General features: G+C 63.6%; 23 protein-coding genes. 9 read left to right on the top strand and 14 right to left on the bottom strand.

What is annotated here, in order from left to right; all coding sequences use genetic code 11:
* The first annotated feature begins 24 nt into the window (after window positions 1-24).
* Complete coding sequence (locus AC2FL1_RS04810) at window positions 25-204, top strand: hypothetical protein (RefSeq protein ID WP_496876152.1); 180 nt, start codon at window positions 25-27, stop codon at window positions 202-204.
* 7 nt (window positions 205-211) lie between these two features.
* On the opposite strand, the gene AC2FL1_RS04805 is transcribed toward AC2FL1_RS04810, so the two are convergent.
* Window positions 212-1,420, bottom strand: a complete 1,209-nt coding sequence (locus tag AC2FL1_RS04805) for a pyridoxal-phosphate-dependent aminotransferase family protein (protein ID WP_496828264.1) — start codon at window positions 1,418-1,420, stop codon at window positions 212-214.
* 208 nt (window positions 1,421-1,628) lie between these two features.
* Between AC2FL1_RS04805 and AC2FL1_RS04800 the strand changes: the two genes are divergently transcribed.
* Window positions 1,629-3,485: an ABC transporter ATP-binding protein gene (locus AC2FL1_RS04800; protein ID WP_496876151.1), complete on the top strand. Its 1,857-nt coding sequence runs from the start codon at window positions 1,629-1,631 to the stop codon at window positions 3,483-3,485.
* A 93-nt stretch (window positions 3,486-3,578) separates the two neighbouring features.
* Here the strand turns inward: AC2FL1_RS04800 and AC2FL1_RS04795 are convergent, their stop codons facing one another.
* Window positions 3,579-3,893: an ArsR/SmtB family transcription factor gene (locus AC2FL1_RS04795; RefSeq protein ID WP_496876150.1), complete on the bottom strand. Its 315-nt coding sequence runs from the start codon at window positions 3,891-3,893 to the stop codon at window positions 3,579-3,581.
* A 50-nt stretch (window positions 3,894-3,943) separates the two neighbouring features.
* Here AC2FL1_RS04795 and AC2FL1_RS04790 point away from each other — a divergent pair, with 50 nt between their 5' ends.
* On the top strand, window positions 3,944-4,756 hold the full coding sequence (locus tag AC2FL1_RS04790; RefSeq protein WP_496876149.1) for an alpha/beta fold hydrolase: 813 nt from the start codon (window positions 3,944-3,946) through the stop codon (window positions 4,754-4,756).
* Window positions 4,757-4,777: 21 nt separating this feature from the next.
* On the opposite strand, the gene eda is transcribed toward AC2FL1_RS04790, so the two are convergent.
* The 5 genes from eda to AC2FL1_RS04765 form a co-directional block, all read right to left on the bottom strand.
* A complete protein-coding gene (gene eda / locus AC2FL1_RS04785) occupies window positions 4,778-5,410 on the bottom strand; it encodes a bifunctional 4-hydroxy-2-oxoglutarate aldolase/2-dehydro-3-deoxy-phosphogluconate aldolase (protein ID WP_496876148.1) in 633 nt (210 codons plus the stop codon).
* 3 nt (window positions 5,411-5,413) lie between these two features.
* Window positions 5,414-7,219 (bottom strand): phosphogluconate dehydratase, encoded by a 1,806-nt coding sequence (gene edd, locus AC2FL1_RS04780; RefSeq protein WP_496876147.1) that lies wholly within the window; start codon window positions 7,217-7,219, stop codon window positions 5,414-5,416.
* Between the two features lie 2 nt (window positions 7,220-7,221).
* The gene (gene zwf, locus AC2FL1_RS04775; RefSeq protein ID WP_496828276.1) at window positions 7,222-8,673 is read right to left on the bottom strand and encodes a glucose-6-phosphate dehydrogenase; all 1,452 of its coding nucleotides are present in this window, start codon (window positions 8,671-8,673) and stop codon (window positions 7,222-7,224) included.
* 791 nt (window positions 8,674-9,464) lie between these two features.
* Window positions 9,465-11,708 (bottom strand): phosphoenolpyruvate--protein phosphotransferase, encoded by a 2,244-nt coding sequence (ptsP, locus tag AC2FL1_RS04770; protein ID WP_496828278.1) that lies wholly within the window; start codon window positions 11,706-11,708, stop codon window positions 9,465-9,467.
* 47 nt (window positions 11,709-11,755) lie between these two features.
* Window positions 11,756-12,994 (bottom strand): aspartate kinase, encoded by a 1,239-nt coding sequence (locus tag AC2FL1_RS04765; protein ID WP_496828280.1) that lies wholly within the window; start codon window positions 12,992-12,994, stop codon window positions 11,756-11,758.
* A gap of 182 nt (window positions 12,995-13,176) precedes the next feature.
* Between AC2FL1_RS04765 and AC2FL1_RS04760 the strand changes: the two genes are divergently transcribed.
* Window positions 13,177-13,530 carry a hypothetical protein gene (locus AC2FL1_RS04760; RefSeq protein WP_496828282.1) on the top strand — a complete coding sequence of 118 codons (354 nt, stop codon included), beginning with the start codon at window positions 13,177-13,179 and terminating at the stop codon, window positions 13,528-13,530.
* Here the strand turns inward: AC2FL1_RS04760 and AC2FL1_RS04755 are convergent.
* From AC2FL1_RS04755 to AC2FL1_RS04735, 5 genes are all read right to left on the bottom strand, one after another.
* On the bottom strand, window positions 13,524-14,162 hold the full coding sequence (locus AC2FL1_RS04755; RefSeq protein ID WP_496876146.1) for an SDR family oxidoreductase: 639 nt from the start codon (window positions 14,160-14,162) through the stop codon (window positions 13,524-13,526). The genes AC2FL1_RS04760 and AC2FL1_RS04755 overlap by 7 nt on opposite strands.
* Window position 14,163: 1 nt before the next feature.
* The gene (locus tag AC2FL1_RS04750; RefSeq protein ID WP_496828286.1) at window positions 14,164-14,589 is read right to left on the bottom strand and encodes a DUF1178 family protein; all 426 of its coding nucleotides are present in this window, start codon (window positions 14,587-14,589) and stop codon (window positions 14,164-14,166) included.
* 51 nt (window positions 14,590-14,640) lie between these two features.
* Entirely contained in the window at window positions 14,641-15,141 is a 501-nt protein-coding gene (locus tag AC2FL1_RS04745) for an NUDIX hydrolase (protein ID WP_496876145.1), read from the bottom strand.
* Between the two features lie 68 nt (window positions 15,142-15,209).
* Window positions 15,210-15,971 (bottom strand): EcsC family protein, encoded by a 762-nt coding sequence (locus AC2FL1_RS04740; RefSeq protein ID WP_496876144.1) that lies wholly within the window; start codon window positions 15,969-15,971, stop codon window positions 15,210-15,212.
* 49 nt (window positions 15,972-16,020) lie between these two features.
* On the bottom strand, window positions 16,021-16,509 hold the full coding sequence (locus AC2FL1_RS04735) for a GNAT family N-acetyltransferase (protein ID WP_496876143.1): 489 nt from the start codon (window positions 16,507-16,509) through the stop codon (window positions 16,021-16,023).
* 83 nt (window positions 16,510-16,592) lie between these two features.
* Here AC2FL1_RS04735 and AC2FL1_RS04730 point away from each other — a divergent pair, with 83 nt between their 5' ends.
* On the top strand, window positions 16,593-17,201 hold the full coding sequence (locus AC2FL1_RS04730; RefSeq protein ID WP_496876142.1) for a flavin reductase family protein: 609 nt from the start codon (window positions 16,593-16,595) through the stop codon (window positions 17,199-17,201).
* Window positions 17,198-17,836, top strand: coding sequence for a CatB-related O-acetyltransferase (locus AC2FL1_RS04725; protein ID WP_496828296.1), 639 nt, complete (start codon window positions 17,198-17,200; stop codon window positions 17,834-17,836). The genes AC2FL1_RS04730 and AC2FL1_RS04725 overlap by 4 nt, the downstream gene beginning before the upstream one ends.
* Window positions 17,837-17,964: 128 nt before the next feature.
* Here AC2FL1_RS04725 and AC2FL1_RS04720 read toward each other — a convergent pair whose 3' ends face one another.
* Window positions 17,965-19,599 (bottom strand): SulP family inorganic anion transporter, encoded by a 1,635-nt coding sequence (locus AC2FL1_RS04720; RefSeq protein ID WP_496876141.1) that lies wholly within the window; start codon window positions 19,597-19,599, stop codon window positions 17,965-17,967.
* 160 nt (window positions 19,600-19,759) lie between these two features.
* Between AC2FL1_RS04720 and AC2FL1_RS04715 the strand changes: the two genes are divergently transcribed.
* The 3 genes from AC2FL1_RS04715 to AC2FL1_RS04705 all read left to right on the top strand — a co-directional run bounded on the left by AC2FL1_RS04715 (window position 19,760) and on the right by AC2FL1_RS04705 (window position 21,993).
* A complete protein-coding gene (locus tag AC2FL1_RS04715; RefSeq protein WP_496876140.1) occupies window positions 19,760-20,341 on the top strand; it encodes a hypothetical protein in 582 nt (193 codons plus the stop codon).
* Window positions 20,342-20,417: 76 nt separating this feature from the next.
* Window positions 20,418-21,290: an S-methyl-5'-thioadenosine phosphorylase gene (locus AC2FL1_RS04710; RefSeq protein ID WP_496828302.1), complete on the top strand. Its 873-nt coding sequence runs from the start codon at window positions 20,418-20,420 to the stop codon at window positions 21,288-21,290.
* A gap of 73 nt (window positions 21,291-21,363) precedes the next feature.
* Complete coding sequence (locus tag AC2FL1_RS04705) at window positions 21,364-21,993, top strand: LysE family translocator (protein ID WP_496828304.1); 630 nt, start codon at window positions 21,364-21,366, stop codon at window positions 21,991-21,993.
* On the opposite strand, the gene AC2FL1_RS04700 is transcribed toward AC2FL1_RS04705, so the two are convergent.
* Window positions 21,990-22,163, bottom strand: a complete 174-nt coding sequence (locus tag AC2FL1_RS04700; RefSeq protein WP_496876139.1) for a hypothetical protein — start codon at window positions 22,161-22,163, stop codon at window positions 21,990-21,992. The two genes, AC2FL1_RS04705 and AC2FL1_RS04700, sit on opposite strands and share 4 nt — an antisense overlap.
* Window positions 22,164-22,232 lie beyond the last annotated feature (69 nt).

Below are 22,232 nucleotides of genomic sequence, written 5' to 3'. Positions count from 1 at the left end.
GCAATTTGCCCTAAACTGCGGATCATGGATGAACGCGGCATCGGGCGTGCGCCCGACTATACAGTCCCTGCCCTGGTCATGCTCGGGGTGAACCTGACCTGGATCCTGATACTGGTCTGGGCGCTCTGGGGCTTTGCCGCCACGCTGCTGCTGGCAGCGCTTGTTCACCATGGCATCACACGGCTGGCCGCACGGATGCGCTGAACAGCGCTCACCCCATCGCGAGGACCTGAGCCGCCGCCTCCAGCGCACCTGCGCCACGTGGAACGTCCAGCGCATGCAACCCTGCCTCGATCCCGCCTAGAAGTCCCATGACCATCTGCCCGTTCAAGTGCCCCATATGGCCTAGCCGGAAGAACTTGCCAGAGGCCTGGTCACCCGGCGCAGCCATGCCCAGACCGATGCCCAGCGTCAGGCCCAGATTGACCTCTGTCCATTCCCGCAGCGCCGCGCCCTTGCCGCTGTCCAGCCGCAAGGCAGTCACCGCATGACTGCGATAAGCCGGGTCGGCAACATTCATCACCAGATCGCCCCCCTCGGCCCAAACCGAGCAGGCGGCCCAGATCGCCCGCGCCAACACGGCATGACGGGCCCAGACATGTTCGATCCCCTCGGCGTGGATCATGTCGAGCGCGGTGCGCAACCCATAGAGATGATGCGTCGGCGCGGTGCCATCGAAATACTGGTAGAAATCGGTTGGGTTGGCGCGCGGCACCCAGTCCCAATAGCGCGAAACGCGTGGCATGGATGCCCGTTTTGCCGCCGCCCTTTCATTGAAGAAAACAAAACCAAGCCCCGGCGGCACCATCAGACCCTTTTGACTGGCGGTGACAGTCACATCAACGCCCCAGCCATCCATCTCGAACACGTCACAACCCAGCGAAGCGATGCAATCGGCCATCAGAAGCGCCGGATGCCCCACCTCGTCCAGAACCGCCCGCAGCCCGGCGATGTCATTGCGGATCGAGCTCGAGGTATCCACATGCACCGCCAACACCGCCTTGATCCGGTGCGCGGTATCGGCCTTCAGCGCCTCGGCGATCCGGTCCAGATCCCAAGGCGCGGATTTGCCAAAGTCGATGATCTGGCATTCGGCGCCCAGCCCCTCGGCCATCTCGGCCCAACCATGCGAAAACCTTCCCGAAGCAGGAACCAACACGACCTCGCCCGGCGCGATCACGTTGGACAGTGCCGCCTCCCACGCGCCATGGCCGTTGCAAATATAGATGGTCGCGTGATGTTCGGTCCGCACCACCCGGCGCAGATCGGTCATCAGGCCGGGCATCATATCGACCAATTCGCCGGCATAGATATTGGGCGCGGCGCGATGCATGGCACGCAGCACCGCGTCCGGCATCACCGAAGGCCCCGGAATCGCCAGATAGCCGCGCCCCTGCGCCAGAGAGATATTGCCTGTCATGGGTTTACCCGTTTCCTGAAGTCGCGCACAGCCTAGCCCGCGCCCGGGCGGCGTCAATCCGTGCCGCAACCTCGGTCTCGGAGAATCTGCATCCATGTCTTCACAAGCCCGAGACCGCCCCGAACACTTGCACCCTGCCCGCCACCTGCTTAAATGGCCCGGTCATGGTTTCTATCCTGCCCCCTCTCCCCCACATGAAGGCCGAAAGATGAGCGCTAAACCGATGTCCTCGCGCGAGCTGGTGGGCTGGCTCTGGCAGAACTATCTGAAAAGCCGGATGGGCCTCTTGGGCGTGGCCTTTCTGTTCATGCTGCTCGAAGGTTCGATGGTCGGCGCGATCAGCTACATGATGCAGCCGATGTTCGACGAGATCTTCGTCAACGGCAATGGCGATGCGCTGGTCTGGGTCAGCCTCGCCTTTCTGGTGATCTTCTCGGTACGAGGTCTGGCCAGCGTCGGGCAAAAGGTGCTGCTGGCGCGCATCTCGCAGGAAACCGCCGCGCATCTGCGGTTCGACCTGCTCAAACGGCTGATCCGACAGGACACCGCTTTTCACCAGACCCATCCACCCGGCTTCCTGATCCAGCGGGTGCAGGTCGATGTCGGCTCGGTCAACCAGGTCTGGCAGGTGATCATCACCGGTGCAGGCAAGGATCTGGTCTCGCTGGTGGTTCTGATTGGGGTGGCGGTCAATGTCGATCTGATCTGGACGCTGGTCATGCTGGTGGGCGTCCCGCTGGCCTTTCTGCCCATCGCCATGGCGCAGCGTTATGTGCGCAAGAAGGCTGCGATGGCCCGTGATCAGGGCGCGACGCTGGCCACCCGGCTGGACGAGATTTTCCACGGCATCGTACCGATCAAGCTGAACGCACTGGAGCGCTATCAGCTCGACCGGTTTGATGGCCACATGAAGACCTATGTAAGGTCCGAGGTGCGCGCGTCTTTCGGCACCGCCTCAATCACCGGGTTGGTGGATGTGATGGCGGGCCTGGGCTTCATGGGCGTACTGCTCTATGGCGGGGCCGAGATCATCGCCGGGGAAAAGAGCGTCGGCCAGTTCATGAGCTTCTTCACCGCCATCGGCCTCAGCTTTGACCCGATGCGGCGGCTGGCCTCGATTTCGGGCACCTGGCAGGCGGCGGCGGCGGCGTTGGAGCGGATCAAGGACCTGCTCGACACGCCGATCCTGCTGTTGTCGCCACCGAAGCCGGTGGCCGCGCCCTCGGGATTGCCCGCGATCCAGCTTGAGAATGTCTCGCTCTCCTATGGCGACGCGCAGGTGCTTCGCAACCTGTCACTCAGCGCCGAGGCGGGCAAGACCACCGCATTGGTGGGCGCCTCGGGGGCGGGCAAATCGACCATCTTCAACCTGCTCACCCGACTGGTCGATCCGCAATCGGGCAGGGTTGCCGTGGGCGATGTCGCGGTGGGGGACATGTCGCTGGAAAAACTGCGCGGCCTCTTTTCGGTGGTCACCCAAGAGGCGCTTCTGTTCGACGAAACCCTGCGCGAGAACATTCTGCTAGGCCGTACCGATGTCAGCGAGGCGCGCTTGAAGGAAGTGCTGGATGCTGCCCATGTCTCGGATTTCCTTCCCAAGCTGGAACACGGGCTCGACACGTTGGTAGGGCCGCGCGGCTCTGCCTTGTCGGGCGGGCAACGACAACGGGTGGTGATCGCCCGCGCGCTGCTGCGCGACACGCCAATCCTGCTGCTGGACGAGGCGACCTCGGCGCTCGATGCGCAATCGGAAAAAGTGGTGCAGGCCGCGCTGGATCAGCTCTCGGGCGGGCGCACCACGCTGGTTATCGCACACCGTCTCTCCACCATCCGCAATGCCGACAAGATCGTGGTGATGGAGCGTGGCGAAGTGGTGGACGAGGGCAGTCACGAAGACCTGCTGGCGCGCGGCGGCATCTATGCCGATCTCTATCGTCTGCAATTCGAAGGCGGCAAGGAGTTGGTCGACCCGATCGGCGCCGCCGCCCAGCAACGGCCCAGCACCGACGAGACGCAGCGCACCTCCGGCTGGTATCGGCGGTTGATGTCCCGCATCCTGGGCTGATCGCGCGCTTCGCATTTCTTCTGTTCGAAAATACCTCGGGGGAGTCGCGCCCGCGCGACGGGGGCAGAGCCCCCGGCTTATGCCCTCACCGCTCTAGCGCCTTGGTGCGAGTTCTGCTGCGAGCCAATCCAGATACTCCCGGATCGCCGCCTCGTCCCGCTGGCAATAGGACCATTTCAGGTGCCTCCGCACCGTTATGAAACCTGCCTGTTTCAGCAGGTCCAGATGCCTGCTGGCCGTTGACTGCGCAACGTCGAGCGCCTTGGCGATCATCGTCATGCACACCCCGAACTCTGCCGGATCCGCCGACCATTGATCCGCAAAGTGTCGCTGAGGTTCCGCCAGCAGCTGCAAAACCTTCAGTCGCGGCCCGCTGGCCATGGCTTTGATTTGAGTTGACCTGTCCATGGCCTCTCATCATATAGTCAATTAGCTAAATGTAAATGTGAGTTATGGCCATGCTGGATCTTCCCCATATGTCGATCATCGAAGGCACCGCAATTCGGTGGGGAAAGACCGGGAACGGCCCTCCGTTGGTTGCCATCCACGGCACGCCGTTTTCCTCGCAAGTCTGGCGCAGGATCGTCCCTTACCTGACGGACCATAGGACGGTCTATTATTTTGATCTGGCCGGATATGGCCAATCGGAAATGCGTGAAGGTCAGGACGTGTCCCTGGCGGTTCAGAACAGGGTCCTGGCCGGCCTGTTCCGAGGCTGGGACCTGGACCGCCCCGATGTTCTGGCCCATGATTTTGGCGGCGCAACGGCATTGCGTGGCTACTTCCTCGATGGTCTGCGCTTCAAGTCACTGACGATCTTCGACGCTGTAGCACTTGCTCCCTGGGGGTCGCCCTTCGTGCAGCACGTGCGTCAGCACGAGGCCGCATTTTCGGGAATGCCCGACTATATGCATCAGGCCCTGATGCGCGCCTATTTGCAGACCGCAGCGCACCGGCCGCTGCCACCGGAGGCGATCGATATCTATGCAGCGCCCTGGACCGGCCCGGTCGGGCAACCGGCCTTCTATCGCCAGATCGCCCAGATGGATCAGAAATACACCGACGAGGTTCAAGGGCTTTACCGTCAGATGGATTGCCCTGTCACCGTCCTATGGGGAGAGCGCGACGCCTGGATCCCCTACGACAAAGGCATGGAGCTGGCGGCTTTGATCTCAAGGACACCGTGCACTCCCATCCCCGATGCCGGGCATCTGGTTCAGGAGGATTGCCCCGAAGCGATCGTTGCCGCCGCACTGAAGCAAATCACCTGACCCTGGACGATCCGGCCCAATCTATTTCCGGCGGAGCCCTGCTGCGGCACGGGCCAGGGCCTCGATCCCGGCCCAGTCGCCCGCCGCCACCAGGTCCTTGGGAGCCACCCAGCTGCCACCGGCACAGACCACGTTGGGCAAGCTCAGATAGCTCTCGGCATTCTGCGGCGACACACCACCGGTGGGGCAGAACCCGATCTGCGGCAACGGCGCCCCGATCGCCTTGAGCGCGGGCGCCCCGCCCGAGGCCTCGGCCGGAAAGAACTTGAGCATGTCATAGCCCCGCTCCAACAGCCGCATCGCCTCGCTGGCAGTGGCCGCACCCGGCAGAAGCGGCAAGCCCTCCGCCTCGCAGGCGGCCAGCAATCTGTCGGTCGCGCCGGGCGATACACCGAACCGGGCGCCCGCGGCCTTGGCCGCGCGCACGTCCTCGGGCGTGACCAGCGTGCCGGCGCCGACCACGCCGCCGGGTACCTGAGCCATGATGCGGATCGCCTCCAGAGCCGCCGGGGTGCGCAGCGTCACCTCCAGCGCGGGCAGGCCACCGGCGACCATCGCCTCGGCCAGTGGGCGGGCATGGGCTGCATCGTCGATCACCAGAACCGGTACGATGGGCGCCATCTCGCAGATGGCGCGGGTCTCGCGGGATGACATGCGCTATCCTCCAAAAACGCTGGCGCCGGTATCGGCCGAACCGACCGCCGCGCGGAAGGCAGCAAACAGGTCTCGCCCGGTACCGAACTGATTGCCCGAGAGGTCGGCCGTGACCGGAGCGCGCGCCAGCACGCCCTCGGTCAGGATATCAAGCACGCCCGCCTCGGCATCGACCCGCAACAGGTCGCCGTCGCGCAGCCGCGCGATGGGACCACCCTCCAGCGCCTCGGGCACCACGTGGATTGCGGCCGGAACCTTGCCCGAGGCGCCCGACATGCGCCCGTCGGTCACCAGCGCCACCTTTTGCCCGCGCCCTTGCAGGATTGACAGGATCGGCGTCAGCGAGTGCAGCTCGGGCATGCCATTGGCCTTGGGCCCCTGAAAGCGGACCACCACCACCATGTCGCCGGTCAGCTGACCGGCTTTGAAAGCAGCCTTGACCTCGTCCTGGCCATGAAACACGCGAACCGGCGCCTCGACCACCCGATGTTCCGGCGCCACGGCCGAGACCTTCATCACCGCCGTACCCAGCGACCCCGAAAGCCGCGACAACCCACCGGTCGCCTGAAACGGGTCAGAGACCGGGCGCAGGATCTTGTCGTTGAGGCTGGTTTGCGTTCCGGCCTCCCAGTTCAGCACCCCATCCCGCAGCTTGGGCTCCTGTGTATAGAGCTCCAGCCCCCGGCCCGCTACGGTCAGCGTGTCGGGATGCAGGAACCCCGCCTCGAGCAGGGTATGGATGGTATAGCCCAGCCCCCCCGCCGCGTGGAAATGGTTCACGTCGGCCAGCCCGTTGGGATAGACCCGTGCGATCAGCGGCACCACCGCCGAGATCTCGGCAAAGTCCTGCCAGTCGAGCAGGATGCCTCCCGCCCGCGCCATGGCAACCAGATGAATGAGCAGGTTGGTTGAGCCACCGGTCGCCATCAGCCCGACAATGCCGTTCACATAGGCGCGTTCATCCAACACATGCCCCACCGGGGCATAGTTGCTGCCCAGCGCCGACAGGCTGAGTGACCGCCGCGCCGCCTCCGCGGTCAGCGCCTCGCGCAGACCGGTGTTCGGCGGCACGAAACTGGCGCCCGGCAGGTGCAACCCCATGAACTCCATCAGCATCTGGTTGGTGTTGGCGGTGCCGTAAAAGGTGCAGGTGCCCGGCCCATGATAGGCGGCCATCTCGGCCGCCATCAACTCGGCGTGGCCCACCTCGCCCTTGGCAAAGCGCTGCCGCACCTTGGCCTTTTCGTCATTGGGAAGGCCGCTGGTCATTGGTCCTGCCGGCACGAAGACCGCCGGCAGGTGGCCAAAGCTTTGCGCCGCGATCACCAACCCCGGTACGATCTTGTCGCAGACGCCCAGGAACACCGCCGCATCAAAGGTGTTGTGGCTGAGCGCAACACCCGCCGCCATCGCGATCACGTCGCGCGAGAACAGCGACAGTTCCATTCCAGGCGCGCCCTGGGTGACACCGTCGCACATGGCGGGAACCCCACCCGCAACTTGCGCGGTGCCGCCGACAGAGCGGGCGGCCTGGCGCAACACATCCGGGTAGCGCTCGAACGGCTGATGCGCCGAGAGCATGTCGTTATAGCTGGTGACGATGCCCAGATGCCCGGCCGAGCCGGTGGCCAACGCATGTTGATCCGCCCCCGCACCGGCATAGGCATGTGCCTGTCCCGAACAGCTGAGATGCGCCCGCGCCGGACCCTGGTCGCGGGCCGCGTCGATCCGGGCCAGATAGGCGCCACGCGTTTCAGCGCTGCGCGCCACGATCCGGGCCGTCACCTCGGCTATGGTCGCATGTACCATGGTCATCCTCCGATCTGCCGCCAGCGGCGGCCATCACGATGCAGCAGCATCAGCGCCTCTTCCGGACCCGAACTGCCCTGATCATAAGGATAGGGCCGGTCGCGGTTTCTTTCCCATTCGGCAATGATGGGATCCACCCAGGCCCAGGCGGCCTCGGCCTCGTCGCCCCGCATGAACAGGGTCTGGTCACCCCGGATCACGTCCATCACCAAACGCTCATAGGCGTCCTGTGCCCGGGTATCTCCACCCAGCGCCTCGGCAAAGCTCATGTCCAGCGGCACCTCGGCCAACCGGAACCCGCCCGGCCCCGGATCCTTGATCGTGGTGCGCAGGGTAATGCCCTCGTCCGGTTGCAACCGGATGATCAGCTTGTTGCCGTGGATCGGCCCCACATTGGGAAAGATCGAATGTGGCGGATCGCGGAACTGCACCACGATTTCCGACACCCGCGCCCTCAGCTTCTTGCCGGTGCGCAGATAGAACGGCACCCCGGCCCAGCGCCAGTTGGCCACATGAACCCTGAGCGCAATGAAACTCTCGGTGCGGCTCTGGGGATCGCCCACATGATCGAGATAGCCATCGCTGCCCTCGTCGGCGCGATATTGCCCCCGGGCGATGTCGCCCGGCGGCACCGGATCAAGCGCCTCGATCACCTTGACCTTTTCGTCGCGCACCGCGTTGGGGGTGAATTTCGATGGAGGCTCCATCGCGGTCAGACAAAGGAGCTGCACCAGATGGTTCTGCACCATGTCCCGCATGGCACCCGACTGATCATAATAAGCCTCGCGCCCCTCGACCCCGATGCTTTCGGCCACCGTGATCTGTACATGGTCGATATGAGTCGCGTTCCACAGCGGTTCGAACAGCGAGTTGGCAAAGCGCAGCGCCATCAGGTTCTGCACGGTCTCCTTGCCGAGGTAATGGTCGATCCGATAGATCTGATGTTCCTCGAAACAGACCCTCAGACCGGCATTCAGAGCGCGCGCGGTTTCCAGATCGCGCCCAAAGGGCTTTTCGACCACGATCCGCGCCTCGGGCGTGGCCATGCCGTGGCTCTCAAGCTGCCGTGCGATGCCGGCAAACAGGGACGGTCCGACCGAAAGGTAGAAGGCCCGCACCGCATCCGCGCGCAACATGGCTGCAAGCGCCTGCCAGCCATCCTCGCCGAGCGCATCCACCGCCACATAGTCGAGCTTTTGCAGGAACCGTCCGAGCACCTCGGTGCGGGTCGGGGTGTCCGGGGTAAATTCCTCGATCGCCTGACGCACCTCGGCGCGAAAGGCCTCGGTGGTCAGCTCGGTACGAGCCGAACCGATAATCCGCGCCTCCTCGGGCATTTGTCCCACTTCATAGCGATGAAAGAGCGCTGGCAAAATCTTGCGGCGGGCAAGATCGCCGGTGGCCCCGAACAGAACCAGATCGAAGGCACTGACCGGAATGACACGGGATACCATGCTGTCTCCTTTGCAACGGCTCTTTTGCGTATCCACGCCGGGCTCCGGGCCGGGACATCACAAATGTTAACGCTAACAATTCGTCGTCCTCTTTACGGATACCCCGCAAAATATCAAGCCCATCCTGACATAAAACAGTTTTCTGTAACGGCCCTGATCCGGCCCACCCTCAACAAGCGGAGACGAGCAAGGCGAGAAACGATTGTGGATATCTGTGACACAACTGCTCACCATCGGACGAAATAACCTCTATGAAAACAGGGTTTCAGACCCATTTAACTTCTGCTTTCGGCTGTGGAGAACTCTGTGGGTGATATCGAAAATAAACTTTATCATAGATAGTTAGACATGAATGCTTATGTAGCGGTTCAGCATTTGAGACCACTACGCCCGGATTCAACGAAGAAATCGCATAGCACCTGATATCCGCGCGACCAAAAGTGAGGTGAACCAGGCTTGCTGCCAGAAAACGATCTGCGGAGGTACGCCAGAGCATGTCATCCAGCGGATTCCTGTCTGCAACAGACTTGTGGATGGAACTGAGGCCTAATACGTCAAATATCATAAATAATATCTTTTTTCGCCAAATGCCCACAATGGACAACCAAATTCATCATGATTCATCAATTTTTTCAGCAAAAACGCAGACAGACTTATCCACAGTTCTCGCTCTCAATTCACCCAGGGCGCTACTCGAACGGGCCAAGGGCCAGCATAGATTTGCTGTAACCAACAGACAAAATCGCACCCGGCCCATGCGGGCACCGACACAGATCCGGCATCGGGGAAGATCAAGGATTCTGGCTAAGCCAGTCCATCACCGCAGGACGCACGGATTGAACACCGCGGTGGCGGGCATCCGTGATGATCTTGCGCAGCTCGCCCAGATCCGTGCGCAAAAGCAAGCTCTTGACAGGTCCAATTGAAGCAGGGCGCATCGACAGAGTGCGGATACCCATGGCCGCCAGACAGATCGCCTCAATGGGTCGCCCGGCATCCTCACCGCAAAAACTGAGCGGCGTCCCAGAGATGCCGCATCGTTCGACAATCCGTTCGATTAGGCTGAGAAAACTGCTGTTGAGCGTGTCATAACGCCGGCGCACGCGTTCGTTCTCGCGGTCGGCAGCAAAGAAGAACTGCTTCAGGTCGTTGCCGCCGATGGACAGAAATCCGACATCGTCAAAGAACTTCTGCGGCGCAAAGGCCAGCGAGGGGGTCTCGAGCATCGCGCCGATTTCAAGCGTTTCCGGAAGCGGATGCCCCAGCACCTTTTCGCGGGCAATGGTCTTGTCCACCTCGGCGCGAGCGGCGTGGTATTCCTCGGCCTGGGCGACAAAGGGGAACATGATGGTCAGCGCGCGCCCGTTGGCGGCCCGGATCAGCGCCTGCAACTGCATCCGCATCACCCCGGGCTTGTCCAGCCCCACCCGGATCGCGCGCCAGCCCAGCGCCGGGTTCGGCTCGTCCGTGGGCTTCATATAGGGCAGCACCTTGTCGGACCCGATATCGAGCGTGCGGAACACAACCCGCTTGCCCTTGGCCGCGTCGAGAACGCGGGAGTAGAGCGCCACCAGCTCCGAGCGTTTCGGCATCTGGTTGCGCACCAGAAATTGCAGCTCGGTCCGAAACAGCCCCACCCCCTCGGCGCCCGAACTTTCGAGCGAGGGCAGATCCGCCATCAGGCCTGCGTTCATCACCAGATTGATATGCTGTCCGTCCTTTGTGATGGCGGGGGTTTCCCGGATCGAGGCATAGCGCGCCTGTGCATCCGCCTGCATCGCGATCTTGTCGCGAAAGGCACTGACCACACTCTCCTCGGGGCGCAGATGCACCACCCCCTGATCGCCATCGACCAGGATCTGGTCTCCGTTCAGCGCCTCGGTCGTGATCCGCTCGGCATGCACGACCAGCGGGATCGCCAGTGCCCGTGCCACGATGGCCGCATGGCTGCCGACCGAGCCTTCTTCGAGCACAACCCCCTTGAGCGAGCGGCCATATTCCAGCAGGTCGCCCGGCCCGATATTGCGTGCCACCAGGATTGGATCGGGCGGCAGTTCGGCACCGGTCTGTTTGCCCTGACCGGTCAGGATGCGCAGCAGGCGGTTCGACAGGTCATCGAGATCGGCCAACCGCTCGCGCAGATAGGAATCCTGTACCTGCCCCATGCGAGCGCGGGCCAGAGACTGTTCCTTTTCCACCGCTGCCTCGGCGCTGAGGCCGCGGGCGATATCCTCTTCCATCCGGCGCATCCAGCCCTTGGAATTGGCGAACATCCGGTATGCTTCCAGAACCTGCAACTGTTCCTTGTCGCCGTTCTGCGACATCTCCAGCATCTTGTCGACGCCGACGCGCAACTCGTCCACAGCCTCGTTCAGGCGCTCCATCTCGCGATGGGGATCGTCGGCGATCGGGTTGGTGATCACCACACGAGGTTCGTGCAGCCAGACATGGCCCTCGGCCGCGCCTTCCTGACCGGTGCCGCCCTTGAACATGGCCGATTTCTGATGCAGCGGTGACAGCGCCGCGCCCTCGCCGACAAAGGCACCCAGCTCGGCCATCTCGGCCAGCACCATGGCCACCACTTCCAGCGCATAGACCTCGTCGGCGGAAAACTCGCGCGCGTCGCGCGACTGCACCACCAGAACGCCCAGCTTTTCACCAAGCCGCTGCACGGGGATGCCCAGGAAGGAGGAATAGCGTTCCTCTCCCGTCTCGGGCATGTAGCGGAACCCCTTGGCCGAGGGCGCATCGGGCGTGTTGACCACCTTGCCGGACTTGGCGACGCGGCCGACCAGCCCCTCGCCCAGCCGCATCCGGGTCTGGTGCACCGACTCGGGCTTCAACCCCTCGGTGGCGCACAGTTCCAGCGTGTCGACATCGCGGAACAGGTAGATCGAGCAGACCTCGGTCCCCATGCTGTCGGCGATCAGATGCGTGATGCGATCCAGACGGGCCTGTCCGGCCTCGTCCGTCGCCATCGCCTCGCGCAGCCGCCCCAGCAGCTTGCGGGATTCGCTTTCGGTTCCGTCCGCCATGGGCCCTCGTGCGGTTGCAGGGTCAGGCGTGCCCGGTTCCGGTTGGATCAGGCCGCCTTGTCCAGTTCAAACGCATCATGCAGCGCCTGCACGGCAAGTTCCATGTATTTCCGGTCGATCAGTACGGAAATCTTGATCTCAGAGGTTGTAATCACCTTGATGTTGATCCCCTCATCCGAGAGTATCTTGAACATCTTGGCGGCCACGCCCGACTGGCTGCGCATGCCGATGCCGACGACCGACACCTTGCAGACGTCATAGTCGACCAGCAGGTCCTCGAATTCCAGCTCGCCCGCGCCCTTGACCGCGTTCATGGCCTTTTCCGCGCGCGCCACCTGGTCGGTGGGGCACGAGAAGGTCATGTCGGTGATACCCTCCTCGGACACGTTCTGCACGATCATGTCCACGTTCACGCCGCCCTCGCTGAGCGCGTTGAAGATAGTGGCCGCAACGCCGGGACGGTCCTGGACCGAGACAACGGTCATCTTGGCCTCGTCACGGGAATAGGCGACGCCGGAGACTACATTGGATTCCATGATTTCCTCCTCATCGACAACCAGCGTACCGGCGGTGTCGGATTGTTCCTCGAAACTGGAGAGGACACGCAGTTTGACCTTGTACCGCATGGCGAGTTCGACCGAGCGGGTTTGCAGCACCTTGGCCCCCAGCGAGGCCAGTTCGAGCATTTCCTCGAACGAGATCTTTTCCAGCTTGCGCGCCTTGGTGCAGATGCGCGGATCGGTGGTATAGACGCCATCCACATCGGTATAAATGTCGCAGCGCTCTGCCTCGAAGGCGGCGGCAAAGGCAACGGCGGTGGTGTCCGACCCGCCCCGGCCCAGCGTGGTGATACGGCCCTCGGGGCTGACGCCCTGGAACCCGGCGACCACCGCGACCTTCATGCCTTCGGCGAATTTCTGGTTGATATTGTGCGGCGGGATATCTTCGATCCGGGCCTGGCTATGGGCGCTATTGGTCATCAGCGGCACCTGCCAGCCCTGCCAGCTGCGCGCAGGGATATCCATCTCTTGCAGCGTCAGCGCCATCAGGCCGGCAGTGATGTTCTCGCCCGACGACACAACTGCGTCATATTCGCGTGCATCGAACAACGGCGAGGTCTCGTTGACCCAGCCCACCAGTTCATTGGTCTTGCCGGCCATGGCCGAGACGATGACGATCACGTCATAGCCCTTGGCCACTTCAACGCCCACGCGCTTGGCCGCGCGGCGGATACGGTCGAGATTGGCGACCGAAGTGCCGCCGAATTTCATCACGAGCGTTGGCATGGGGGCTAGGTCTCCGCGCCTGTGGAAAAATGTCCCGAGCCTCTTATGCGAGGGGGGGTACAAGAGCAAGAGGGCATTGGGGCCGCACCGATTTGACGCAGGGCCGCAAGGCGGGTTGCGGGCTTTACAGATCCGGGCCGGAATGCGAGCGTTGCATAGCCTGTAGCCAGCAAGGAACGACCATGCGCGCCACCATTCTCGCCGTCAGCCTCATCCTGTCATCGCCTGTGGCGTTTGCCGCCACCGTATCCGGGACCGACGGACAAAACGCGTTGGGAACGGTTCCCTGCGCGACGGGTGGTCAGGCCCTGTCAGATTGCCCGGCAGAGTTGCGCCGCAAGGAGGATGGTACCGCCACATTGGCCGTCATCCTCCCCGGCGGGACGGTTCGCAACATCTATTTCGAGAATGGCAAACCGGTTTCCAGCAGCTCGCCCTCTCCCGTCAGCTCGGAAACCACCGGCGATACGCTGCGGATTTTCATCGCACCAGGCGAGGTGTTCGAACTGCCGGCGGCCGCGGTCGCATCTCAATAAGGGTGCGCGCGCCCGTCCCAGGTTTCGAAACATCCCGTCGTCTCGGGCGATAGCTCGGCAAAGCGCTCGATCAGGCCGCCCGCCGCCTCGGCAACGTCGATATCGCCGCCCTGCCCGCCCATGTCGGTACGGACCCAGCCCGGATGATAGATGCCCACGACGATGCCTTCGGGCGCCAGGTCGGCGGCTAGATTGCGGCCCAGGTTCAGCACCGCCGCCTTGGACGCGCGATAGGCATAGCTGCCGCCCGGCGCACGGGTATGCGAGGCCATCTGCGAAGAGATGATTGCAATCTTGCCGCCGGCGGCCCTGATATTGGGGAGCAGCGCCTGAACGGTCAGAAACACGCCGGTGACATTGGCGGCAAAGCTGTCGGTCCAGACCTGCGCGGTGTAGCCCTCCAGCGACAGCCCCTTGTCCAGATAGACGCCTGCATTGCAGATCAGCAGGTCGACCGGACGCCCCGCCAACACCTCGGCCATGGCGCGATGCTGGGCCGGATCGGTCACGTCGAGCGCAATGTCTGCGCTGCCGTCGCGCGCGGTTGCAGAGACATTATGCCCCGCCGCGCGATACTGTGCGGCCAGTTCCCGCCCGATCCCGCGGTTGCCGCCGGTGATCAGTACATGCATGTCAATTCGCCTTTCGGTTCGGCAGGAATGGCAGCGGCGCGACGGGAATACCGTCCTCAAGTAGAGCCTTGGCCTCTTCCATCTTGGCCTCGCCATAGATCGCCCGTTCCGGAACCTCGCCCAGATGCATCCGGCGCGCCTCGGTTGCGAAATCCCGGCCCACATAGTCGGAATTCGCCTCGATCTTGCGCCGGATCTCGGCCAGTGCCTGTTCGGCGGGTGTTGCAGGCGCGGTCAGCGGGCGGGCGTCCTTGTTGGACCGGACCGAGGTGACACGGGGGCTCATGATCGCCTTTTCGACCTCGGTCCCGCCACAGACCGAGCACGCGACCATTCCGGTCGCCGCCAGTTTTTCAAAGGCGGCAGCCGATTGGAACCAGCTGTCAAAGCTGTGCCCGGCGCTGCATTTCAGAGAATACTGAATCATCTGGCCATTCCGTTGCGGTCCGCCCAGTAGATATCCACATATCCCGCAAGATCAAGTGGAGTGCGGCCCTGTGGCCGTCGGGCACAACCGGCGCAGCGCCATCGGATCGAGTGTCCCGAGCAGCTGTTTCAGCTCCGGTTCATCAACCTTCCGGGCCGCCTCGGTCGCGGTAAACCAGACCCGCTGCCGCTGGCCCGTTTCGGGGAATTCATCCTCCAGCCGCGCAACGCAGAGCGGATGGATCTCGACCTTGCAGGGAACCTCGCGCCGTTTGTCGAGCAGCTTGACATAGTGGTAAGCCCCCAGCCGGACCGGAGAGACTTGCCCTACGACGCCCGCCTCCTCCCACGCCTCGCGTGCGGCGGTGGCGGCTCCGTCTAGGCCGGGCATCGGCCAGCCCTTGGGCAGAATCCAGCGCCCCGTTCCACGCGAGGTGATCAACAGCACCATGGGCGTGTCCCCGTCAAACCGGTAGCATAGCGCGCCATATTGCAGCCGGGGCAGCGCCTGCGCCCTTTGCATCGTCACTGTCTTGTCGAGCTTTGCGTTCATCGCGCTCCGTCCTGTCCGCGTGGTCGCGCGGATTGACGCCAGTTAACGGCAGAATTGTAAAACTGCGGTTACATCCGGTCGCTCAGCGCCATTTTGTCCGACAGGCGCGTAACCAGTTCGTCATGGGGAATATCCGCGTCCACTGCCAGCCGCCTGAGGCCGAAATGCACATGCGCGATCTGCTGGTAATAGCGGGTATAGACATAGTTCACCGATGCCCCGGCAACCGCGCCCAGCACCGGCACCGATTGCGCCGCCAACTTTTGCCCCAACGCTGTCGCAAGTCGCGGTGCCACGGCCGAGATCATCTTGTGCAAGGCCCCACCGGTCAGCGTTAGCCGCAGCGAGACAAAACCCAGATCGGCGCCGTCATCCGTCGACAACGGGCCAGCGGCGGCAAAGACCCGGATACAGTCGAACTGCACGTTCTCGGCGGCGGGATCGAACCCGTGTTCGGCGGCCACATCCTGTATCGCGCGCAAAAGAACCGTGGTGGTCGCTGGCAATTCGACCAGCGCCGAAGGCAACCCACCCATGCCACCGGCGGCGCCCATGGCGGTGGTCCAGATCATGTTGGTACGCGCGCTCTGTCCCGGCACCGCCAAGCGCGAGCCTTGTGCGGCACGCATCGCCAGCACCAGCGCGCGCTCGGTCGCCTCGGTCAGACCGGTGCGCACCTGATGCGGCAGCCGGTCAAGCAGCCCTTCTGCCTGCCCGCCCAGCGCGTTCAGCAACCGGATCCCGGTGCCGCCCGCCGCACGATAGCGTCTCGCCAGCGCCTCCAGCTCGGCCTCGGCATCCACCGGGGCAACGATTACGATATCCTGCATGGCGCATGCCTCCTCTGTTAGTCAAAGATCGGCATCGCCTCGTGCGATTTCAACGGGTCCAGCGGGTGACACGACCCGTAACTCCGGCCCAGGCGCCGGGCACCAGCTCCAGCCCCAGCACCCGGTCGGGGTTGGTCGGCGGCGGCATCTCGACCCCATCCAGCCGGGCAAATCCGAAGCGGCTGTAATAGGGGGCATCTCCCACCAGCATTACCCGCGCCCAACCACATTCGCGGCCGGCTTCCAGCCCTTCCTGGATCAGGAACCCGCCCAGTCCCTCGCCCTGGTGGGTGGGGTGGACGGCCACGGGGCCCAAGAGCAGCGCGTCGCTATCGCCCACATGCACCGGCCAGAACCGTATCGCACCAGCCAGCGTGCCATCGCTGTCGCGCGCGACCAGGGACAGGCCCGCCACCGGCGGCACATCATCGCGCAGCCGGTAAGAGGACAGCGCCGTCCTGCCCGGTGCAAAACACAGGTCATAAAGCGCCTCGACCTCCCACCAATCGTCCGGTGTTTCCGGCTTGACCTCGATCACCTGTCTTCCTGCCTCTCCCTTCGGGTGGAAATCGCCCTATCACTTCGTTACCCCTAGGGCAAATGATTGGAGATCAAAGAGACATGTTCTATCGACCCGAAGACGGGCACGGCCTGCCGCACAACCCGTTCAATGCCATCATCACGCCGCGCCCCATCGGCTGGATATCCACCCGCGCTGCGGATGGCACCAACAACCTTGCCCCCTACAGCTTCTTCAATGGTGCCGCCTATGTCCCGCCTCAGGTGATGTTTTCGACCACGGGCAGCAAGCCCGACCAGGACAACACCAAGGACACCGTCGCCAATATCGAGGCGACGGGCGTCTTCTGCGTCAACATCGTCGAATACGCGATGAGAGACGCGATGAACGCGACATCGGAGACACTTCCGCGCGAAGTGGATGAATTCGCCCATGCCGGGCTGACACCGGTCGAGTGCGAAACGATCGCTTGCGCCCGCATCGCCGGGGCGCCCGCCGCGCTGGAATGCAAGCTGACGCAGATCGTGACCCTGCCCGGCGAGTCCAATCGGGTGGTGTTCGGCGAGGTGACCGGTATCCACATGCGCGATGATTGCCTTAAGGACGGGATTTTCGACGTCACCACCTATCAGCCGCTCGCCCGGCTTGGCTATCGCGACTATACCGTCGTGCGCGACCTCTTCACGCTTGCGCGCCCGGACGACAGATGACCCTTCCGGACCCCGGTCGCCGCTACCCGATCACGTTGCCCGACGGCACGGACCATATCGGCACCGTGTTCCTGAACCGGGTGATCGACCATCCCCGGTTCCACGCCGGAGACTACAGCTATGCCTCGGATTTCGATCCGCCGGCGGATTGGGCGGCGCGGCTGGCCCCCTATCTGTTCGCAACCTCTGCCGAGACACTGACACTTGGGCGCTTCTGCCAGATCGCCCACGGGGTGCGCTTCATCACCGCCTCGGCCAATCATGCTCAGGACGGGATCACCTGCTTTCCCTTCCCGGTCTTCGACCCGGCACAAATGGCCTCCTACCAGCCGGACCGCCGTGATACGGTGATCGGCCACGATGTCTGGATCGGCTATGGCGCGATGATCCTGCCCGGCGCCCGGATCGGCAACGGCGCCGTCATCGGCGCGGGCGCTGTGGTGCGCGGCACGGTACCCGCTTACGCGGTGGTCTCCGGAAATCCGGGCCGAGTTATCCGCTTCCGCTTCGATCCAGACACCATTGCCACGCTGCAGACACTCGCCTGGTGGGACTGGCCAGCAGACCGCATCGCCCAGGCCGAACCGGCGCTGCTCTCGGGCGATATCGATCATCTTGCCCGCCTGAGCCCTTAAATTCGGCCTCTGGGGCTTCTTTCTGGTTCGAAATACTCCGGAGCGCGAGGCAGCGCCTCGCATCCCGCACCGAAAGGTGCGGCACAGACAGAGCGCGCGCCATCAGGCGCGCACCGCTTGGCAACGGCTCAATGGCCGCCCAGGATGCCGGTCCGCACCGAATAGTCCACCGCCAGCCCGTAATCGGGGTCATCATCGCTGTCGACCATCAGATGCCCGGCCTTGTTCAAAAGCTGGTGGCAATCGCGGCTCAGATGCCGCAGCATCACCTGCTTGCCCGCCGCCTCGTATTTCAGTGCCACCGCCTCGATTGCCTGCAGTGCCGACTGGTCGACAACCCGGCTCTCCTTGAAATCGACGATCACGGTGTCGGGGTCCTCCTCGACCTCGAAAAGCTCCACGAACCCGTCGGTCGAACCAAAGAACAGCGGCCCCTGGATTTCATAAACCTTGGCGCCCTTGGCGGTATGGGATTCGCGCGTGACCGCATGGATGCGCTTGGCGTTGTTCCAGGCATAGGCCAGCGCCGAGACGATCACCCCCACCACTACCGCAACCGCGAGGTCCTCCATCACCGTGACCACGGTGACCAGAACGGTGACGAAAGCATCGGTCAGCGGCACCTTGCGGAGGATCATCAGCGAGTTCCAGGCAAAGGTTCCGATCACCACCATGAACATCACGCCGACGAGCGCGGCCAGCGGGATCTGCTCGATCAGCGGTGCGCCCACCAGGATGAACAACAGCAGAAACAGCGCCGCCGCGATCCCCGCCACGCGGGTCCTGCCCCCGGATTTCACGTTGATCATCGACTGGCCGATCATCGCGCAGCCACCCATGCCGCCAAAGAAGCCGGTCACCACATTGGCCGCGCCCTGGGCGATGCATTCCTGGCTGGCACCACCCCGTTTACCGGTGATGTCGCCCACCAGGTTCAGGGTCAGTAGCGACTCGATCAGCCCGATCGCGGCGAGGATCACCGCATAGGGCAGGATGATTTCCAGCGTTTCCCAATTGAGCGGCACCATCGGGATATGGAATTGCGGCAAGCCGCCCTCGATCGAGGCCATGTCGCCAACCCGCGGCACATCCAGCCCGGCGCCGATCACCAGCGCCGCAACCACGGCGATACCCGCCAGTGGCGCAGGGATCACACGCGTCACCCGCGGCATGATCCAGATCACCACCATCGTCAGTGCCACCAGCGCCAGCATCAACATCAGCGGTCCGCCGGACAGCCATTCGCCGCCGCCCAGCCCGTGGCCGGTGTTTTCCATGCTGCCGGGCACCTTGAACTGGCCCATCTGCGCCAGAAAGATCACAATCGCCAGCCCGTTGACAAAGCCCAGCATGACCGGATGCGGCACCAGCCGGATGAACTTGCCCCATTGCATGACCCCGGCGACCAGCTGCAAAAGGCCCATCAGCACCACGGTCGCAAACAGGTATTCCACCCCGTGCTGTGCCACCAGCGCCACCATCACCACCGCCAGCGCCCCGGTCGCACCCGAGATCATGCCCGGCCGCCCACCGATCAGCGCGGTGATCAGCCCGACCAGAAAGGCCGCATAAAGCCCGACCAGCGGATGCACCCCGGCGACAAAGGCAAAGGCCACCGCCTCGGGCACCAGCGCCAGTGCCACGGTCAGCCCCGACAACAGCTCGATCCTGAGCCGCGAGGCGGTCAGCGGCTCGTCCGGCATCCAGCGCAGGTCGGGAATGGCGAGACGATTGGCAACACTTGCCAGGAAGGCACGGGGCATGGGTCAGGTCCTGATGGGGAGTTCGCGTTCCGGGCCTTGTAACGAATCGCCACCCCTACGGCCATGGCGCAGCACGGGTAGCGGCTATGCGTCGCATGCATGACTTTCGCTCGCGGCAACGTGAGTTGCACCCGGCGCGGCCTCTGCCCACCTGTCTGGCATGCGTCCCTTTATCCCCTTGCTGCTCTCCGCCCTGATCGCCCTGCCCGCACATGCCCAGGACATGCAGGGCAACGATACCGCCGGCAACTGGCGGGTCACCCATCACCGGCTGATCGGCATCTGGGACTCGATGTGCGACGAGCGGGTCGAGCAGGGGCAATTGGTACAACGCTGCTATCTGCGGCACGTGGACGTGTTCTCGCCACATCCCGAATTCGCCGCGCAATATCTCTTTGTCACGCCCGAGGATACGGGCTTTGCGGTCGAAATCGGCATCGAGCCGGGTACGCTGTTTGCGCCCGGCGGCATCCGGATCAAGAGGGCTGGAGAACGGCTTTGGCACAGCAACTGGCCCGGCTGCCTGACCGGGCTCGGCTGCGCCTTCTCTGAGGGCAGCGCCGAGACCCTTATCGCAGCGATGCGACAGGGCGAAAGCTTTCGCTTTACCTTCCGAGACCGCCACGGAAAGGCGCAGGATCGCGCCTGGCCGCTCGATCTGTTCGAAGCGGCCTGGCAGGACTTTCTAGATCAGTCCGGCCAGCGCGGCCTGACCGGCGAAGACGCCCCTCGGGGCGGATAAGCCCCACCCTTGAAATGCGCGCCGGAATCCGCACAACTCGGACGCGAAACGCCCGCAACAGGAAAAGGCCAGAGACATGCGCAACACCAAGATCGCCGTGATCGGCGGCTCGGGCATCTATGACATCGACGGGTTGGACGCGGCGGAATGGGTCACCGTCGAGACGCCTTGGGGGGCGCCTTCGGACCAGATCCTGACCGGGCGGCTCGACGGGGTCGAGATGGCCTTTCTGCCCCGGCATGGGCGGGGTCACGTGCATTCCCCGACCGAGGTCCCCTATCGCGCCAATATCGACGCGCTGAAACGGCTGGGCGTCACCGACGTGATCTCGGTTTCCGCCTGCGGGTCGTTCCGCGAGGCGATGGCACCGGGGCATTTCGTGATCGTCGATCAGTTCATCGACCGCACCTTTGCGCGAGAGAAGAGTTTCTTTGGCACCGGCTGCGTCGCCCATGTGAGCGTTGCCCATCCCACCTGCCCGCGCCTGTCGGATGCCTGCGAGACCTCTGCCCGTGCCGCCGGCGTCACCGTGCATCGCGGCGGCACCTATCTGGCGATGGAGGGGCCGCAATTCTCGACCCTGGCTGAATCGAAGATGTATCGCGAACACTGGGGCGCCGATGTGATCGGCATGACCAACATGCCCGAGGCGAAACTCGCCCGCGAGGCCGAGCTTTGTTATGCCTCCGTCGCGATGGTCACCGATTACGACAGCTGGCATCCCGATCATGGCGAGGTCGACGTGACCCAGATCATCGCCACCCTGATGGGCAATGCCGACAAGGCGCGCGCTATGGTCAAGGGCCTGCCCGCCCTCTTGGGCGACGCGCGCGCACCCTGCCCGCATGGCTGCGACCGGGCGCTGGACCATGCCATCCTGACCGCACCCGAGGCGCGCGACCCGGCCCTGCTTGCAAAACTCGACGCCGTCGCGGGCCGGATGTTGTGAGCGCGAACAGGCGCTTGACGCTGAGCAGATAAGCAGGCTGACTGCTGCATCCAGTTACCGTACGGAGATCCCAATGCCCCTCGATCTCTGGCTGGCCTTTGTGGCCGCCTCGACCGCCCTTCTGCTGATCCCCGGCCCCACTGTGCTGCTGGTCTTGAGCTATGCGCTGTCCAAGGGACGCGGTGTGGCGGTTGCCTCGGCCACGGGGGTGGCTCTGGGCGATCTGATCGCTATGAGCGCCTCTCTCGCCGGGCTCGGCGCATTGGTGCTGGCCTCGGCCACGCTGTTTACAGTCCTGAAATGGGTCGGCGCCGCCTATCTTCTGTGGCTGGGTTATCGCCTGTTTCGCAGCGCGGGCAGCGCCGGGCTGGCGCAGATGCGTGTCTCTCAGGATGTCAGCGCAGGCTCTGTCTTTGCCCATACCGCCGCTGTCACCGCGCTGAACCCGAAATCCATCGCCTTCTTCATCGCTTTCGTGCCGCAGTTTCTGCGCCCCGAAGCCCCCTTGATCCCACAATTCGCCATCCTGATCGCAACCTTTGTAGGACTGGCAGGGCTGAATGCGCTTGCCTATGCGCTGCTGGCAGACCATCTGCGCCGCTGGATCGACCGGCCTTCGGTCATTGCCGGACTGACCCGCACGGGCGGAATAACCCTGATGGGTATGGGTATTGCCACAGCTCTGCTTCGGCGTCCCGCCTAATCGTCCGAATGCGCCTTCATGAACTCGCGGATGAAGCGGCGTATCTCGCGCGCGGCGCTGGTGTCGAGCGCCTTGCACTTGTCCACAAACGCGTCCCGCTCGTTCTTGTCGAGCCGCAAAACCAGCTGCGCATCCTTTCTGGAGGCGTTTTTTCCGTCTTTCTTGCCCACAAACCTACCTGTGTGGTTGAAAATCTGCATATGCTTTGTATATACAAAGCATAGAACATGTCGATGCAC

This window comes from Ruegeria sp. YKSF070 (assembly GCF_059612725.1).
Note: the sequence above shows the minus strand (reverse complement) of the source record. Positions and strands in the feature narration are given on the sequence as shown.

What these genes read in the sequence shown, in the direction of transcription:
- AC2FL1_RS04810 (WP_496876152.1), top strand. Translation starts at nt 25, where the DNA reads ATGGATGAACGCGGCATCGGGCGTGCGCCCGACTATACAGTCCCTGCC.
- AC2FL1_RS04805 (WP_496828264.1), bottom strand. Translation starts at nt 1,420, where the DNA reads ATGACAGGCAATATCTCTCTGGCGCAGGGGCGCGGCTATCTGGCGATT.
- AC2FL1_RS04800 (WP_496876151.1), top strand. Translation starts at nt 1,629, where the DNA reads ATGAGCGCTAAACCGATGTCCTCGCGCGAGCTGGTGGGCTGGCTCTGG.
- AC2FL1_RS04795 (WP_496876150.1), bottom strand. Translation starts at nt 3,893, where the DNA reads ATGGACAGGTCAACTCAAATCAAAGCCATGGCCAGCGGGCCGCGACTG.
- AC2FL1_RS04790 (WP_496876149.1), top strand. Translation starts at nt 3,944, where the DNA reads ATGCTGGATCTTCCCCATATGTCGATCATCGAAGGCACCGCAATTCGG.
- eda (WP_496876148.1), bottom strand. Translation starts at nt 5,410, where the DNA reads ATGTCATCCCGCGAGACCCGCGCCATCTGCGAGATGGCGCCCATCGTA.
- edd (WP_496876147.1), bottom strand. Translation starts at nt 7,219, where the DNA reads ATGGTACATGCGACCATAGCCGAGGTGACGGCCCGGATCGTGGCGCGC.
- zwf (WP_496828276.1), bottom strand. Translation starts at nt 8,673, where the DNA reads ATGGTATCCCGTGTCATTCCGGTCAGTGCCTTCGATCTGGTTCTGTTC.
- ptsP (WP_496828278.1), bottom strand. Translation starts at nt 11,708, where the DNA reads ATGGCGGACGGAACCGAAAGCGAATCCCGCAAGCTGCTGGGGCGGCTG.
- AC2FL1_RS04765 (WP_496828280.1), bottom strand. Translation starts at nt 12,994, where the DNA reads ATGCCAACGCTCGTGATGAAATTCGGCGGCACTTCGGTCGCCAATCTC.
- AC2FL1_RS04760 (WP_496828282.1), top strand. Translation starts at nt 13,177, where the DNA reads ATGCGCGCCACCATTCTCGCCGTCAGCCTCATCCTGTCATCGCCTGTG.
- AC2FL1_RS04755 (WP_496876146.1), bottom strand. Translation starts at nt 14,162, where the DNA reads ATGCATGTACTGATCACCGGCGGCAACCGCGGGATCGGGCGGGAACTG.
- AC2FL1_RS04750 (WP_496828286.1), bottom strand. Translation starts at nt 14,589, where the DNA reads ATGATTCAGTATTCTCTGAAATGCAGCGCCGGGCACAGCTTTGACAGC.
- AC2FL1_RS04745 (WP_496876145.1), bottom strand. Translation starts at nt 15,141, where the DNA reads ATGAACGCAAAGCTCGACAAGACAGTGACGATGCAAAGGGCGCAGGCG.
- AC2FL1_RS04740 (WP_496876144.1), bottom strand. Translation starts at nt 15,971, where the DNA reads ATGCAGGATATCGTAATCGTTGCCCCGGTGGATGCCGAGGCCGAGCTG.
- AC2FL1_RS04730 (WP_496876142.1), top strand. Translation starts at nt 16,593, where the DNA reads ATGTTCTATCGACCCGAAGACGGGCACGGCCTGCCGCACAACCCGTTC.
- AC2FL1_RS04725 (WP_496828296.1), top strand. Translation starts at nt 17,198, where the DNA reads ATGACCCTTCCGGACCCCGGTCGCCGCTACCCGATCACGTTGCCCGAC.
- AC2FL1_RS04720 (WP_496876141.1), bottom strand. Translation starts at nt 19,599, where the DNA reads ATGCCCCGTGCCTTCCTGGCAAGTGTTGCCAATCGTCTCGCCATTCCC.
- AC2FL1_RS04715 (WP_496876140.1), top strand. Translation starts at nt 19,760, where the DNA reads ATGCGTCCCTTTATCCCCTTGCTGCTCTCCGCCCTGATCGCCCTGCCC.
- AC2FL1_RS04710 (WP_496828302.1), top strand. Translation starts at nt 20,418, where the DNA reads ATGCGCAACACCAAGATCGCCGTGATCGGCGGCTCGGGCATCTATGAC.
- AC2FL1_RS04705 (WP_496828304.1), top strand. Translation starts at nt 21,364, where the DNA reads ATGCCCCTCGATCTCTGGCTGGCCTTTGTGGCCGCCTCGACCGCCCTT.